The sequence below is a fragment of the Thalassospira sp. Z349TD_5 genome (assembly GCF_056173045.1).
Window position 1 is genome coordinate 2616611 of record NZ_CM149654.1, and the last position, 14968, is coordinate 2631578.

Sequence of the window (14968 nt, forward strand, 5' to 3'; positions counted from 1 at the left end):
TCGACGGACTTAACGGCCAATGACGGATGTGAAAATATAATCAACGGCAGCCGCCAGATCATCGACGATCACATCGGCCTTGGTCGCATCGGGAAGTGCGGCTTCCTTCGCGCCGTGCCCGGTGCGCACCATAATGGTTCGCGTGCCCGCCGCATGCCCGGCACGCAGATCATTGATCCGGTCCCCGACCATGACGCTATCGGTCAGGGAAATTGCAAACTCCGCCGCAGCCGATAAAAGCATGCCGGGTTTTGGTTTGCGATAGGGGCTTTCGCGGCGGTATTCGCCGTCACCATCCTTATGAAACGGACAATAGTAAATGCCCTGTAGGGCGGCATGTTCGCGCGCAAGCATGGCAATCATTTCCTGATGGATATCGCAAAGCTGATCTTCGGTAAGGTAACTGCGCGCAACACCCGACTGGTTTGTCACGACAATGACCGGAATACCGGCATCGTTTAAGCGCGCAATGGCACGCGCCGAGCCGGAAATGAGTTTCAGGTCTTCAATCCGCGACAGGTAATGAACTTCTTCGTTGATCACCCCGTCCCGATCCAGAAACACCGCAGGAAGCAGATTGCGCTGATCGCGAAAACGTGGAGCCGGATCAATGAAGTGACGTTTGACGGGTTCTGTTGACGTATCGTTCATGCGGGACCTGCTGATTATGCGCGTGTAACAACAATGCCGTATCCGCATGACCAAAGACAAGCGCGGTAACACGCAAACTGCGACTTTATACACATACCGAAAAATTGGTATTACCATTATTTTCTTGCAGAATTACTGCGTCACATGACAATTTGGGCGCAAATCGCTTTCTTGGGGACCCTTTGATCAATGTTTGCCGATATTTTTGCCATTTTGGCACCTGTTTTCATCACCACCGGGCTTGGCTATTTCTGGGCCCGTGCCGGCAAGCATTTTGACACCAATCTGGTCACATCGATTGTCACATATTTTGCAACACCTTGCCTGACCTTTGCCGCCCTTGCGACGGTGGAGCTTGGTGGTGATACCCTGATCTCGATGGGGACCGCCGCACTTGCTGCCAACGTCATTTTCGCCCTGATCGGCTGGCCGATCCTTAAGGTGTTCAAACTTTCCCCGCGCACCTATTTGCAGTCGCTTACCTGGCCAAATGTTGGCAACGTTGGCTTGCCGCTTTGCATGCTGGCATATGGCCCCGAAGGACTGGCATTATCGGTTGCGTTTTTTGCCACTTACGTCGTGATCCAGTTAACGATCGGGGTGGCGTTTGTATCGGGCAGTTTTTCGCTTCGGTCTTTGGCCAAAATGCCGATTATCCCGGCAACCCTGATTGCGACGGGCTTTCTTGCCACCGATACCACCGTTCCCGACTGGCTTTACAATACCACCAACCTGATTGGTCAGCTGACCATTCCGTTGATGCTGTTTACCCTTGGCGTGTCACTTGCGAAACTGCGCCCGGTCAGCCTGGCGCGTAGCACGGCATTGAGTGCCTTGCGTCTTGGTATGGGGTTTGGGATTGGTCTTGGATTGTCAGAAGTGATGGGCCTGACCGGGGTCGAGCGCGGCGTTGTGATTTTGCAATGTTCGATGCCGGTTGCAGTCTTTTGCTATCTGTTTGCCCAGCTGTATAACCGCGACCCCGAAGAAGTCGCCGGTGTTGTCATCAGCTCAAGCTTCCTTGCGGCCATCGCCCTGCCCGCCTTGCTTTGGTATGTGCTTTAAGGGATCTATTGCAGTGTCAGGCGGTAGTCGCCCGTGACGCCTTTATCGTCTTGCTGCGCATAAAATCCGATTGCGCAATCGTAGCGACCTTTTTTAAGGTCGGGATCGTCATGTTCGACAGCCAGATTGTGGATATGGGCACGACAGGCTTCAAGATCGGCAAATTGCGCATCTGAAACCAGGACATTGTTTGGCTTTGATGTATCGGGCACGTAAACAGCCGTCACCTTTTCCCACGGTGCGGCATCATCGGTCCAGATCACGTCAGCAATGTAGCGTTCCGGACTGCCATAAGTTGCCGCGGCCAAGATCGCAATCCCGCCAGCAAGAACAGCACGGCGGATCATTGTTTTATTCATGGTTATCCTTATAGACCATAGCAGCCGATAATCCGGCGACATTCCAACCTAATACAGCGAAGTCACTTTTGCGAAATTCTGCACCGGATTCAAGGTGATATTCGTCAAGTTGCGGTGGCGATTGTGTGGTTTCGCACAGCATCGCATGGATCTGCCCTCGATGATGGGTTTGATGAACAAACAGATGTGACAAAACCGCTGAAATGCTTTCACGGACCATCACATCGTCGGGTCTGACGAGGGTTACGTCGCGCACCACATCCTTGTCATCGAGTTTTTCACAAAAGGCCATCAGTCTGACATCGGCATTGCGCTGAGCCGCAACAAACGTCTCGATGGTGATAAACGGCATCTGGTTGGCAAAACAATCCTGCCCGCGCCCACCTTTGATCAGGGCATCCAGATAATACCAATCGACAATCAGGCTGTGATTAAGGGTTTGCAAGATTGATGGCATGAAAGACGCACGGCGTGCACGAAGTTCTGTGGTGGTGAGTTTTTGACATGCCCCCAACAGGCGATGATTGGACCAAACGTTGTTACGGGCCTGGTGGAAAAACGACGTTCCCGGCATACCACGACATCCTAGATTGGCGCGTCCTGCCGCGTTTTTATCCGGTGACAGGGTGCGCGTGGTTTAGCGGACCGTTTCCTTTGCCGTAATTCGGGGCGGTGCGGATGGCTTCGCGAACATAGGCCCGTGCACGCGCCACCGCGTCACTCAGTCCCATGTCCTGTGCCAGCCCGGTTGCAATCGAACTTGCAAGCGAGCAGCCCGTACCATGATTATTTTCAGACGGGATGCGATCACCTTCAAACCCTTCGGTGTCCCCGTCGCGACGCCAAAGAATATCAACAATCTTATCACCCTCGGCGTGACCGCCTTTGATCAACACCGCCTCTGCGCCCAACTCTCCAATTTTGTGCGCTGCAGCAATCATATCACCTTCGCTGGAAATATTCATGCCCGATAGCACTTCTGCCTCTGGAATATTCGGGGTCAGGACCGTTGCAAGTGGGATCATATGGGTTATCAAGGCTTCGACCGCGTCTTCTTCGAGCAATCTCGCGCCGCTTTGAGATATCATCACAGGATCAATGACAATCGGAATATCAATGCATTTTGACTTGATAAATTCCGCCACCGCTTCGATCACAGGCACACTATGGAGCATACCTGTCTTAACCGCGTCTGCACCAATATCATCAATTGTTACGGTTGCCTGATGAACAATCATCTCAGGCGAAATTCCCAACACATCAAAGACACCGGTGGTGTTTTGAATTGTCAGGGCGGTAATTGCCGTTGCGGCGTAGCCCCCAAGAGCCGTCACCGATTTGATGTCGGCCTGAATACCGGCCCCGCCAGAACAGTCCGATCCGGCAATAATCAAGACACGACCCTTCATGATCATCCTCCCCAACGCAATGCAGCCAAAGTAAGTATTTTGCAGAATTCGCTGTTGATCAGCCTGCAACGGCGGTGATTTCAGCCACGATACCATCGACAATCTGTTCGACTTTTACCGCATCATCGCCCTCGGCCATGACACGGATCAGCGGTTCTGTCCCGGATTTACGGATCAAAACCCGTCCATCACCGTTAAAGGCCTTCTCGGCCGAAGAAATGGCGTCAATCACGCGGCTTTGCGACAATGGATCGGCCCCGGCGGTATAACGCACGTTTTTAAGGATTTGCGGCAAGGGTTCGAACACGCGGCTCATTTCAGACACCGGCCCGCTGCGCGATGCCAGAACGGCCAAGACCTGAAGCCCGGCCAGAAGACCATCGCCGGTTGAGGCAAAATCAGACAGAACAATATGGCCCGATTGTTCACCGCCGACATTACAATCAAGAGCACGCATCTGTTCAACCACATAGCGGTCACCCACCTTGGTGCGGATTAGACGCAAGCCATTGCTTTCAAGATAGCGTTCAAGCCCCAGATTGGACATCACGGTCGCCACCAGCGCATTGCCGCGCAGTTGACCAGTGCGTTTCCAGTGGGTGGTTACAAGCCCCATCAGCTGATCACCGTCGATCAGATGGCCTTTTTCATCGCACATCTGAATACGATCCGCATCCCCATCAAGGGCAATCCCGACGTCGGCCTTTTCAGACAGGACCCGATCACACATGGTTTTGGTATGGGTCGAACCGCACTGGTCATTGATGTTCAGGCCGTTGGGTTTCGTGCCGATTTCAACCACTTCGGCACCAAGTTCGCGCAGCACCTTTGGCGCAACGGAATAAGCCGCACCATTCGCGCAATCAAGAACGATACGAAGACCTTCAAGCGTGACACTGCCCGGAAGCGAAGATTTCACAGCTTCGATATACCGCCCGGGGGCATCGTCAATACGCTGCGCCCGGCCAAGCGCATTTGCCGGAACGAGCTTATGCGACAGATCACTGTCCATCAGCGCTTCGATTTCAAGTTCCACCTCGTCAGACAGTTTGAAACCGTCCGGGCCAAATAGCTTAATGCCATTATCCTGAAACGGATTGTGGGATGCTGAAATCATCACACCGATATCTGCACGCATCGATTTGGTCAGCATGGCAACAGCGGGGGTCGGCATAGGCCCGACCAGCATCACATCCATGCCCATGGACGTAAAGCCCGCCACCAACGCTGGTTCAAGCATGTAGCCAGACAGACGCGTATCCTTGCCGATCACAACTTTGTGGCGGTGATCACCACGGGTGAAGTAGTTGCCCGCGGCCATACCGACCTTTAGTGCGACTTCGGCGGTCATGGGTGCGGTATTGGCGGTTCCGCGAATGCCGTCCGTGCCAAAATATTTGCGGCTCATGCTTGTGTTCTCTGTCTGTGTGCCGGTTTTTAACGCCCGGTCCATAAATCCTGACTGCCGGTTATATCAAAGTGACGTTTCAATGCTACCGGCAAGTGACACATTTTAACGCCTCGTTGGCGACCATTCCGTTAACGCGCGCCCATCAGACTATTCTGATAAAACCGATGACCTGATCAAAAAAAACCGCTATCAAAAATAGACTTGTTTAATTGTCTGAAATTGGGGGCGCTTTGCGCGATTTTCGCCAGATGTTGACTTGGCGCGACGTCATAAGTGTCCTGACGATTGCCCTTGTCGCATCCATCACATGGTTTTCGCCGCCTGCATCGGCACGGACCGATATGGCACACCTTGTGTTGCCGGCAAATGGCGCGACAGCCAGTATCGATCTAAACCGGTTTATGGAGCGCCTGACATCTGATCGCAACGTCACCGATCCTGCCCAACTGATTGATATTCCGTCTTCTGAATTTGAACCCGTCGCCAGCACCGCAGGGCCCGGTTACACCCCACGCGTTATTTGGTATCGGCTGGCCTTTTCGCTTACCGCGCCGCAAGGCAATGACATTTCACGGGCCTTCATCGAATTGGGGGAGCCGTATCTCAACGAGATCCGCCTGACCGTGATTGACGATGAGACGCGCAATGTCATCTGGAAAAATGTTGTTGGTGACCGGATCCCCAACACGAAAGACAGTTTGATCAGCCTCCGGCATTTATCAGAATGGCCGGATTTACCATCAGGACACTATTGGTTGATGATCGGTGTGCGCACCAACAGCGCCCATGTTTTCCATGCCAAACTATACCCCGAGGCGGAGCTTGTTTCCGACACCGAGGAACATAACCTTGTTGAAAGCAGTTTTCTGGGTGTCCTGTTGATCGGGTTTGGTGTCTATCTGACCTTTGGCATCATATCACGCGACAAATCGGTGCTGTGGTACAGCGGATATGTTTTATCTGTCTTTCTGTTCAACCTTGGTACGTCAGGATATGCCCAACTTCTGCTAAAGGGGATTTGGCCACTTGCCAGCGACCTTATTACCGGAACAGGAACCGCGTTTGCCTTGGGCACCAGTGTCGCGATGTGGACCCATATCGTCAGACTTGATCACTATAACCCGGCTCTGTTTCGGGTGATGATGGCCTTTTCCATATTGGCGATGATCGGTTCGGTCACTGCGATATCGGATGCCTATATCTATTTCACGCAGATCTTCTTTATCCCCAATGTGATTTTGCTGTTCACGCTTTTGATGTATCTGATTTACGTCAGCTATCGTGAAAGGCGTCTGGCATCGAACAGCTTCTTTTTCATCGCACTTGCTTTGCCAACCCTTGCGGCCAACATCCATGTTTTGACACTGCTGGGTATCCTGCCGATCACGGCCTTCACAACCAAGGTCTACCCGCTTAGCTCGTCGATACATCTTGTGATGGTTGCAATTGCGATGGCCTATCGCACCCAGAGACTGACCTACAATTGGACTGATGCGCATCAAACCAATGCGCGGGCTGATCAGCTTGCTGGCGAACAGCGGACTTTCATAACCATGCTGTCGCACGAATTTCGAACACCACTGGCGATCATTCAGCGATCAGCAGAAATTCTCGGCCTACATTTGCGCAACGAGCCTGCCCCTGTTCACAGCCGCCTTGCCACCATTCGTGGGAATGCCGGTCAGCTTTCGGGATTGGTCGATGCCTTTTTGACCAAGGAGACGCTCGACAGTGCGAACTTCACAACATCCTTGCAGCCGACCAACATTGATCAGTTGCTACGTGATTTGATCAATCGACGGAACCGTGAAATCCCGGACCAGAAAGTCAGCTTGAAAAATATCGATTTTGCCATTGTCGATATTGACCGCATTCTGTTTGAACGCGCGATCATCAACTTGATCGACAATGCCCGTAAATACGCCCCCGATGCTCCAGTCTGGGTCGCATGCAATCGGTCGTCGAACGGATTTGTCTATATCCGTGTTATCGATGCCGGACCGGGCATTTCCATTGACGATCTGACGAATGTATCCAACGCGTTTTACCGTGGACGCGACGCAGGCGTCACACAAGGTGTTGGTCTGGGCCTGCATATCACCAACCGCATTGTGCAATCCCATAACGGATCAATGTCGATCAGTGTCGGCGAGACATCCGGCACAACGGTAATGATCAAAATTCCCTATAACCGGGAAGAAACGATTAAAGCGTCCCGTCAAAACTTCTTTGGTTTGGCCGCCCCCCATGTATCGCGAAAAAAGCCCCGAACACACGATGACGATGGTGCGCTGTCATGAGTGCCTTCACATCATTCCGCCGTCATATGTGGACCGTCTCCGCGCGTCAAAACGTGGGCCGAACGCCCGTGGCCACCTTGATACGCACCAAGTTACCGCGCATTTTGTTCATCTTGTTCGTCACCATGATCGTCGCAATGATTGGTGAGCCCAAGAGTGCACGCGCGCATGGGACTACGCCATCAACCACCGGGCACACCGATAAAATTGTTTTAAACGGTGATCTTCCCGGCAAGCTTGATCTGACACCCTATCTTTCATGGTATGTCGACCAAAGCCAGCAGATGTCACTTGATGATGTTCGCCAACTGCCGTTTGACGACTTTCAGCAAAGCGCATCAATCCCATCGTTTGGGTATACGTCAGATATCATCTGGTACAGGATCGATTTCGGCGTCGATCAGATGTTGACCGCCCCCTCATACATTGAGGCCAACCCAAGCTATCTTAACCACATAGATGTGTATCTTTTTGACGATGTCTCAACAGCCAAGCTTTCCGATGCCATTTGGCAGGAAAGCTTGGGCGACCGCATTCCAGCAAACAAGCGTCCCTTTACCAGCGGCACCCATGTCGCATCCTGGCCGAAACTTGATGCGGGTGCGTATCACCTGTTTATCCGGGTACAAAGTAACAGTACGAACTTGCTGACTGTCACCCTTTGGCAGGCCCAAGACCTTATTTCATCGATGACGCTTCGCAATCTGGCAACAAACATCTTCTTTGGGGTGTTTCTCACCCTTGGCATTACGTATTTCAGCCTTGGGCTTATTGCCCGCGATGCAGTTGTTGTCAGCTATGGCATCGGGATTGCGTGTGCGGGCATGCTCATTTCACTTGTAAATGGTGTCGGATTAAGTCAGCTGCGCCCTGAAATCTCATGGATGAATGATTTTCTCATTGGGGCCACCAACATCGTTTCACAGGCTGCCGTTGTCTTTTTATGGATACATATTCTTGAATTTCGCCAACGCACACCAATTTTGTTTTGGCTCGGATGTGCCTACTGCATCGTCATTTTAAGTTTCCTCATTGGTACGACCAATGAACTCTATACCGTGTTTGGCACCTATATCGTTCCGTCTGTCGCACTTTTCATGGCCTGCGCCTGTTTGGTTCTTGTCAAAAGGCTTGCCGCAGATATCAGAAACAAGACGCTTTGGGCGTATTTGATAGCCCTTGCCTTGCCTTGTGGTCCTGTCATCATGTTGCAATTGGCCCATGCGGGACTTATCGAGGTCACCCCGATACGCATAGGTCTCCATCAATTCACCTTCATTTTCCACATCATCGTGATGGGCATATTGATGGCCATACGCCTGACCCAAATGGACAGGGAACAGGTGTTTGCATCGACCAGAGCCGAAGAAACAACATCGCTTGTCGGTGAACAGCGCAAGTTGATTTCAATGCTGTCGCATGAATTCCGAACCCCGCTTGCGGTTATTCAACGTTCGTCAGAAATGCTGATGCTTCGTTTACGAGATCACAGCGATGATATTCAGAACAGGCTAAAACGCATTGAGCTTCAGGCCCGAAAACTTGCCCGTCTGGTTGATATCTTCCTAAGCAAGGATGGTATTGACGACAAGGAATTCTCGTTGGCGCGCGAACTTGTCGGGCTGGATCATTTCATGAACGATTTCGTCGCCAATACTACACGCGATGATGCCGAAATTCTGGTGACCTGTACGGGAACCAACGGTGTTGAAGCCTATATCGATGAAACACTGATTGGTCTGGCGATGACCAACCTGGTCGAAACGTCACGGCGTTTTGCCCATGGAAAGCCAATCCATATTACCGCGCGCGCGCAAAGTAACTGGCTGGCGGAAATATCAATCCCCTGTCAGGGCGAAGGACTTGATAGCGATGAAATCCGCTTGATTGGAAATGCGCTGTTTCGCCGCGAGATGGAAACAAAGGCCCTGCGCAGTGCGCTTGGCCTGCATATTTCACAACGAATTGTTGACGCGCACGGCGGTTCGATCAAATTACGTGATCTGGGGCCGACGGGAATTGCACTGTGTGTGCTGCTACCGTGTGAAACTTCCAATCAGGACAGCGCGGCACCACTTGCGTGATGGCGCACCAAGCGTCAGAGATTTTCTGCTTCACCGGAAACGGCGCCAAGCGATGTGAAGGCATAGCCACGACCATATGCTGTGCGCACCGGAAGCTCTTCACCAATTTCCTTGAGAGCCTTCTGGCGCACACGTCGGATTGCCGTATCAAGGTTACGGCAGTTTTCAGCCGTATCGGCCTTACCCAAGGCGATAACGATTTCCGGCCGGGTCAGCCATGCCCCGTTCGCGTCAATCAATAACTTGATGATTGTCCGTTCGGTTGCGGTCAAGGATGCCGACTTTCCAAGCGGATTAACCAATGTCCAATTGAGCAGATCAAGAACCCAGCCCGCTTCCATACCAGCGGCATCAGCCCCCTCATCGGTGTCACTGTCTGCACGCGAGGAACGGCGTAATAAAGGCTGCAAAGCGGCTTCGATTACCGACAAAGGGCTGTCTTTGGTCAGATAGACGTCTGCACCTGACTTGTAGCCTGTCAGATGATGATCCATGCCTGACAGGGACGTCAGCATCATGATGCCGCAATCAATGTTCTGGCGGACGTATTTGGCAAGATCATAGCCATCAGCATCGGGCAGCATAATATCAAGGATGACCGCATCAGGCTGTTTGGTTTTAAGCGCGCGAAAAAAACTCGCACCGGTTTCGCAACCAATCACGTCAAAGCCGCACATCTCAAGATACTCGCACAGATCCTTATTAAGATCGGTGTTGTCTTCGACGACAAACACACATTGCGCCGTCAGACTTCGACTTGATGCCATACTTTTGTTTCCGACCTCGGTCAGGCCTACAATTCCGTTCATATACAGACCTTTGCAGTTGCTCGTTTACTCAACCAATAAGCGTGACTTTGCGCCACTTTGTTTATTTCACTCTTTGGTATGTGGTGCGGCTTGCAAATGCGCAAGCCTCAACCGCAAAAGGTCAGAAAATGCCAGATTCTAAATATAAAAAAGCAAGACCCAACCAAAAGGATATACATCCTCAAAATGTTGAATGGTCTTGCTTTTAATCAATCGGGTGAAAATGACAACCTATACAGGAAGCAAAGGTACGCTGAGCTTCCTATACCAGAGCCGTCGAACTTGCGACCGAGATCGCCTGAACAGTTTCCTGAACATCATGAACGCGCATTATCTGCGCCCCGTGCCGCCATCCATTGACGGCAGATGCAATTGATCCACCGAGCCTTTGTTTTGGGTCCGCTTTGGGGTCAATTTTTCCGATGAACGACTTACGCGACGTTCCAAGCAAAATCGGGCAACCCAAACCGTGGAAAATCGCCAGCCGCGACTGTAACTCAAGGTTATGTGACAGTGTCTTGCCAAATCCGATACCCGGATCAATACAAATCTTGTCGCGCGATATCCCGGCCCGTTCGCAACTTTCGACGCGATCGAGCAGATAGTCGTACACATCAAGAACGGCACAATCATATTGCGGATCGACCTGCATGGTGCCGGGTTCGCCCTGCATATGCATCAGTATTACAGGTACCCCCAAACGTACCGCCACCTCGAGAGATCGTTCATCGCCTTCGAGCCCGGTGACGTCATTGATGATGGCAGCACCGGCATTGATCGCGGCTTCCATCACATTGGCGTGGCGTGTATCGATTGAAACCACATGGCCCTTCTCGGCCAAAGCACGGATCACGGGCACGACACGATCGATTTCCTCAGCCTCGGTAACATCATCCGCCCCCGGACGGGTAGATTCCCCGCCGATATCAAGGATTGATGCGCCAAAGTCGGCAAGTTCACGCCCCCGGGCAATCGCCTGCTCGGTCGTGTTGTAATCCCCGCCATCAGAAAAGCTGTCAGGTGTCACATTAACAATGCCCATGACGTGGCATGATGCCATATCAAGTCCGGCAAAATCGGCGCGCTTGGTCATCAAACGATCAAGCACATTGTTAATTTCATCAACACGCCCGCTATTTTGAACCCAGCCCTCAAGGGCAAGGAGTGGCAGGATCATGCTTTCGGCACCGCCATCTTCACGACGACGGATAATTTCAAGCGCCGAAAAGCCGCGGCGCGATCCGGCCAGCGGGAGTGTATTGGGATCATCGGCATGGTCGATGAAACCGGTAGGTGCATAATAAAGCGGTCCGTCAAAATCAGCAAAGCCCCGCACATCGGCGGGGCTTCGCAGGACCGATCGGGTGATCTTGTCCATCAGTCTCTTTCTGTTAGCTGCCCGGCTGCGGCTCAGGGGACATATCCCCGTCACCTTCATCCGGGCTGTCTTTACGTGCAGCGCCCGAGCTTGGCACGGTGGAGCGACGTCCACCGGAATTCCTTGCCGTTACTGCCACTTGAATGGCCAGAACGGTTGATTTCCTCGCCACGCAGAAGCGCGTCGATTTCTTTGCCCGACAGGGTTTCGTATTCCAAAAGCCCTTTGGCAAGAATGTGCAAATCATCAAGATATTCTGTCAGAACCCGCTTGGCGAATTCATAGGCCTCATCAGAATAACGACGGACTTCGTCATCAATCAGCTGAGCGGTTTTTTCCGAAACATTCTTGTGCTGTGCAACACTATGGCCAAGGAACACTTCTTCCTGGTTGTCGGCATATTTGACGTTACCAAGAACATCCGAGAAGCCCCATTCGGTCACCATCTTGCGCGCATATTGCGTCACCATATTGATGTCCGAAGACGCACCGGTTGTGACCTTGTCCTTGCCAAAGATAAGTTCCTCGGCAACACGGCCCCCCATGGCAACAGCCAGATCAGAAATCAGCTGTTCATAGGATTTCGAAACCTGATCACGTTCTGGCAAACGCATCACCATCCCCAACGCACGACCGCGCGGAATGATGGTTGCCTTATGGATCGGATCGGATGCCGGGGTATGGAGTGCGACAAGTGCATGACCGCCTTCGTGATAGGCTGTCAGCTTTTTCTCGTCATCCGTCATGATCATGGAACGGCGTTCCGCCCCCATCATGACTTTATCCTTGGCATTTTCAAAGTCGGCCATGGTGACTACACGCTTGCCAAGACGGGCGGCAAGAAGGGCGGCCTCATTGACAAGGTTTGCAAGATCAGCACCCGAGAAGCCCGGAGTGCCACGTGCAACCGTGCGCAGATCAACATCCGGACCCAGCGGAACTTTGCGGGCGTGCACACCAAGAATGCGTTCACGGCCTTCAAGATCGGGGTTCGGCACAACAACCTGACGGTCAAAACGGCCCGGACGCAGCAATGCCGGATCGAGAACATCCGGACGGTTGGTTGCGGCAACAAGGATCACACCTTCGTTGGCCTCAAAACCATCCATCTCGACCAGAAGCTGGTTGAGCGTCTGTTCACGTTCATCGTTACCACCACCAAGACCGGCACCACGATGACGACCGACAGCATCGATCTCATCGATAAAGATGATGCAAGGAGCGTTCTTTTTGCCCTGTTCGAACATGTCGCGCACACGAGATGCACCAACACCAACAAACATTTCGACAAAGTCCGAACCCGAAATGGTGAAGAACGGTACGTTTGCTTCGCCTGCAATCGCACGTGCCAGAAGCGTTTTACCCGTGCCCGGAGGACCGACCAGCAACATGCCTTTGGGGATTTTACCGCCAAGACGCTGGAACTTCTGCGGATCGCGCAGGAAGTCGACAACTTCTTCAAGTTCGTTTTTGGCTTCTTCGATGCCTGCGACGTCTTCAAAGGTAACCCGACCGGATTTTTCGGTCAGCATTTTCGCCTTTGATTTGCCAAAGCCCATGGCTTTGCCGCCACCACCCTGCATCTGACGCATGAAGAAAATCCAGACCCCGATGATCAGCAGCATCGGCAACCAGCTGATCAGCGCACTCATCAGCGGCGACAGGCTTTCTTCCGGTTTTGCGATAATCCGAACGCCCTTTTCGTTGAGTTTTTCAACAAGGTTCGGGTAATCGGGGGTGTAAACATTAACAGAGCGACCATCGCGCGTTTGCGCACTCAGGGTATTGCCCTGAATTGTGACTTCTGAAATCTGGCCGGTATCAACTTCTGCCAGGAAGTCCGAAAACGCCATCGACGATTGACCGGACTGTCCAGAAGGCGACTGAAACAGGTTAAACAAGGCCACCAAAAGGATGGCAATGATAACCCACAGTGCGAGATTTTTTCCCATATTCATTCCAAGCTACTGGTCGCAAAATATTTCTACCGTCGCGCACAATACTCCTGCGCAAGGCATGGCTAACAAATAGTCAAAAGCCTCGGCTACGCAAGTAGGCTGACGGGTTTCGGTAACGATTTGAACCCACTTTCCCACAAAGGGGTGTGAGGTGCAAACCGCCATCGTCCATCAATTGCATTTCCCCCCCTACTCCGGGGCGTCACACAACCGGCGGCGGATAATACGTCGGAAAGTGCCGAAACCTCAAGCCCGCCAACGGATCGCAAGCCTTCTTTATCGTAGAGAGCAGGCATGGATGCAAGGGCTGCGCGGGGTAAATCAGCAATAAATGCGACTATTTCCCCAAATGCGGCGCGAAATGCCTTCGTGTGAAACACATCACAAAGCACCAGTGGCCCAATCCATATCCCTGCCAACGGGGGCAAAACAGGCGATAAAGCGGCCCATTCAAAGCGATTATCCCACCGCACACATCCACCAGAACGCAAAACGTCGGGGTAAATGACCATCGGAGTTTTATCCATGCGGCCAACTTCGCGGAAGATATAAATCCGGTCTGATTTGCGATGAATGACACATCCGCCCAAACTGCTGCGGTGTGACGCATCATTATATGTGGCGTCGAGCAGGTTGGCTAAGGCATCAAAAGACGGCATATACGCCGCCCCACCGATGGTTCGAATGACCTGACCAAGGGCATAGCAGCGGACATCGCGGTCCTGAGAGCGATACATTCCCGCCGTATCAACAACCGCAACCCCAACCGGCAGGATCATCACTGACCGGGCCAGAACATTGGCAACCATTTCTTCGAGCGCAAGACGGGTCTGCACCGCATCAGATGGAATGTTTTCCTGATCCGCGGCAACCGTGATCCTTGTATCTTGACGAATCCGCACGCGTTCGAATTTCGGGTTCTGATTGGACGGATCTTCGATCCAGTCCTGCCGGCATACCTTCAGCGTCGCAATCAAATCGTTTTTTGCCACGGACAAAAACGGACGCAGCAGCCGCACGGATTTTAGAAAACGACGCGAAGACATGCCCGCACGTCCCATCGGTTTCGTCCCGTGGGAAGAGCGCATGGCAATGGTTTCGATTTGATCATCAAGATGGTGGGCGACCAAAAGATGAAGAATGCCACGTGTGGCACAGGCCTGATCAAGCAAGTCATAGCGGGCAATACGTGCGCGTTCTTGCACCGCGCCGCGTGGCTTATCGCCAAGCCACGGCAGAACAATGTGGTCAATCCCGTGTGTGCGCAATGCCTGCCCGACCCATTTGGCTTCATGCGCAGAATCTGACCGCAGGCCATGATCCACTGTCATTGCGACAATTTTACCGCCCCGCGTTTGCGCCCATTCATGCGCCAGCAGTGCCAAGGCCATGCTGTCAGCTCCGCCAGACACCGCAACCGCCAAAACAGGGTCGGTTTCAAATGGCGCGAAACCATCTATTAGATGCGCAAAAGCAACGGCGTCCAATGGTGTATCATCGGACGCCGCGCGATCATCTGTCGTTGGCTTATCGGGATTGCTCAT

11 protein-coding genes and 1 pseudogene are annotated in these 14968 nt (G+C 52.5%); 3 read left to right on the top strand and 9 right to left on the bottom strand.

Features of this window, described 5'->3' with window-relative positions; all coding sequences use genetic code 11:
- Positions 1-9: 9 nt before the first annotated feature.
- The gene (locus AC0VXT_RS12010) at positions 10-651 is read right to left on the bottom strand and encodes a D-glycero-alpha-D-manno-heptose-1,7-bisphosphate 7-phosphatase (protein ID WP_475545628.1); all 642 of its coding nucleotides are present in this window, start codon (positions 649-651) and stop codon (positions 10-12) included.
- 189 nt (positions 652-840) lie between these two features.
- Here AC0VXT_RS12010 and AC0VXT_RS12015 point away from each other — a divergent pair, with 189 nt between their 5' ends.
- Positions 841-1716 (top strand): AEC family transporter, encoded by an 876-nt coding sequence (locus AC0VXT_RS12015; RefSeq protein ID WP_475545629.1) that lies wholly within the window; start codon positions 841-843, stop codon positions 1714-1716.
- A 5-nt stretch (positions 1717-1721) separates the two neighbouring features.
- Here AC0VXT_RS12015 and AC0VXT_RS12020 read toward each other — a convergent pair whose 3' ends face one another.
- From AC0VXT_RS12020 to glmM, 4 genes are read right to left on the bottom strand one after another with little or no spacing between them, the layout of a single operon-like run.
- Entirely contained in the window at positions 1722-2075 is a 354-nt protein-coding gene (locus tag AC0VXT_RS12020) for a hypothetical protein (RefSeq protein ID WP_475545630.1), read from the bottom strand.
- Complete coding sequence (locus AC0VXT_RS12025) at positions 2068-2649, bottom strand: DinB family protein (RefSeq protein WP_475545631.1); 582 nt, start codon at positions 2647-2649, stop codon at positions 2068-2070. The genes AC0VXT_RS12020 and AC0VXT_RS12025 overlap by 8 nt, the downstream gene beginning before the upstream one ends.
- A gap of 37 nt (positions 2650-2686) precedes the next feature.
- Positions 2687-3484, bottom strand: coding sequence for a bifunctional hydroxymethylpyrimidine kinase/phosphomethylpyrimidine kinase (gene thiD / locus AC0VXT_RS12030; protein ID WP_475545632.1), 798 nt, complete (start codon positions 3482-3484; stop codon positions 2687-2689).
- Positions 3485-3542: 58 nt separating this feature from the next.
- The gene (glmM, locus tag AC0VXT_RS12035; RefSeq protein WP_475545633.1) at positions 3543-4892 is read right to left on the bottom strand and encodes a phosphoglucosamine mutase; all 1350 of its coding nucleotides are present in this window, start codon (positions 4890-4892) and stop codon (positions 3543-3545) included.
- A 212-nt stretch (positions 4893-5104) separates the two neighbouring features.
- On the opposite strand from glmM, the gene AC0VXT_RS12040 reads away from it, so the two are divergent.
- Both AC0VXT_RS12040 and AC0VXT_RS12045 read left to right on the top strand, forming a co-directional pair.
- Positions 5105-7195, top strand: coding sequence for a sensor histidine kinase (locus AC0VXT_RS12040; protein ID WP_475545634.1), 2091 nt, complete (start codon positions 5105-5107; stop codon positions 7193-7195).
- Positions 7196-7263: 68 nt separating this feature from the next.
- A complete protein-coding gene (locus AC0VXT_RS12045; RefSeq protein ID WP_475545635.1) occupies positions 7264-9279 on the top strand; it encodes a sensor histidine kinase in 2016 nt (671 codons plus the stop codon).
- A gap of 14 nt (positions 9280-9293) precedes the next feature.
- On the opposite strand, the gene AC0VXT_RS12050 is transcribed toward AC0VXT_RS12045, so the two are convergent.
- The 4 genes and pseudogenes from AC0VXT_RS12050 to tilS form a co-directional block, all read right to left on the bottom strand.
- On the bottom strand, positions 9294-10046 hold the full coding sequence (locus AC0VXT_RS12050) for a response regulator transcription factor (protein ID WP_475545636.1): 753 nt from the start codon (positions 10044-10046) through the stop codon (positions 9294-9296).
- Positions 10047-10350: 304 nt separating this feature from the next.
- Positions 10351-11466, bottom strand: coding sequence for a dihydropteroate synthase (gene folP, locus AC0VXT_RS12055; protein WP_475545637.1), 1116 nt, complete (start codon positions 11464-11466; stop codon positions 10351-10353).
- Between the two features lie 13 nt (positions 11467-11479).
- Positions 11480-13424: pseudogene (gene ftsH / locus AC0VXT_RS12060) on the bottom strand (ATP-dependent zinc metalloprotease FtsH).
- Between the two features lie 86 nt (positions 13425-13510).
- Complete coding sequence (gene tilS / locus AC0VXT_RS12065; RefSeq protein WP_475545638.1) at positions 13511-14968, bottom strand: tRNA lysidine(34) synthetase TilS; 1458 nt, start codon at positions 14966-14968, stop codon at positions 13511-13513.

Excerpts from the sequence above, each read along its gene's own strand:
- AC0VXT_RS12010 (WP_475545628.1), bottom strand. The coding sequence starts at position 651 with ATGAACGATACGTCAACAGAACCCGTCAAACGTCACTTCATTGATCCG.
- AC0VXT_RS12015 (WP_475545629.1), top strand. The coding sequence starts at position 841 with ATGTTTGCCGATATTTTTGCCATTTTGGCACCTGTTTTCATCACCACC.
- AC0VXT_RS12020 (WP_475545630.1), bottom strand. The coding sequence starts at position 2,075 with ATGAATAAAACAATGATCCGCCGTGCTGTTCTTGCTGGCGGGATTGCG.
- AC0VXT_RS12025 (WP_475545631.1), bottom strand. The coding sequence starts at position 2,649 with ATGCCGGGAACGTCGTTTTTCCACCAGGCCCGTAACAACGTTTGGTCC.
- thiD (WP_475545632.1), bottom strand. The coding sequence starts at position 3,484 with ATGAAGGGTCGTGTCTTGATTATTGCCGGATCGGACTGTTCTGGCGGG.
- glmM (WP_475545633.1), bottom strand. The coding sequence starts at position 4,892 with ATGAGCCGCAAATATTTTGGCACGGACGGCATTCGCGGAACCGCCAAT.
- AC0VXT_RS12050 (WP_475545636.1), bottom strand. The coding sequence starts at position 10,046 with ATGGCATCAAGTCGAAGTCTGACGGCGCAATGTGTGTTTGTCGTCGAA.
- folP (WP_475545637.1), bottom strand. The coding sequence starts at position 11,466 with ATGGACAAGATCACCCGATCGGTCCTGCGAAGCCCCGCCGATGTGCGG.
- tilS (WP_475545638.1), bottom strand. The coding sequence starts at position 14,968 with ATGAGCAATCCCGATAAGCCAACGACAGATGATCGCGCGGCGTCCGAT.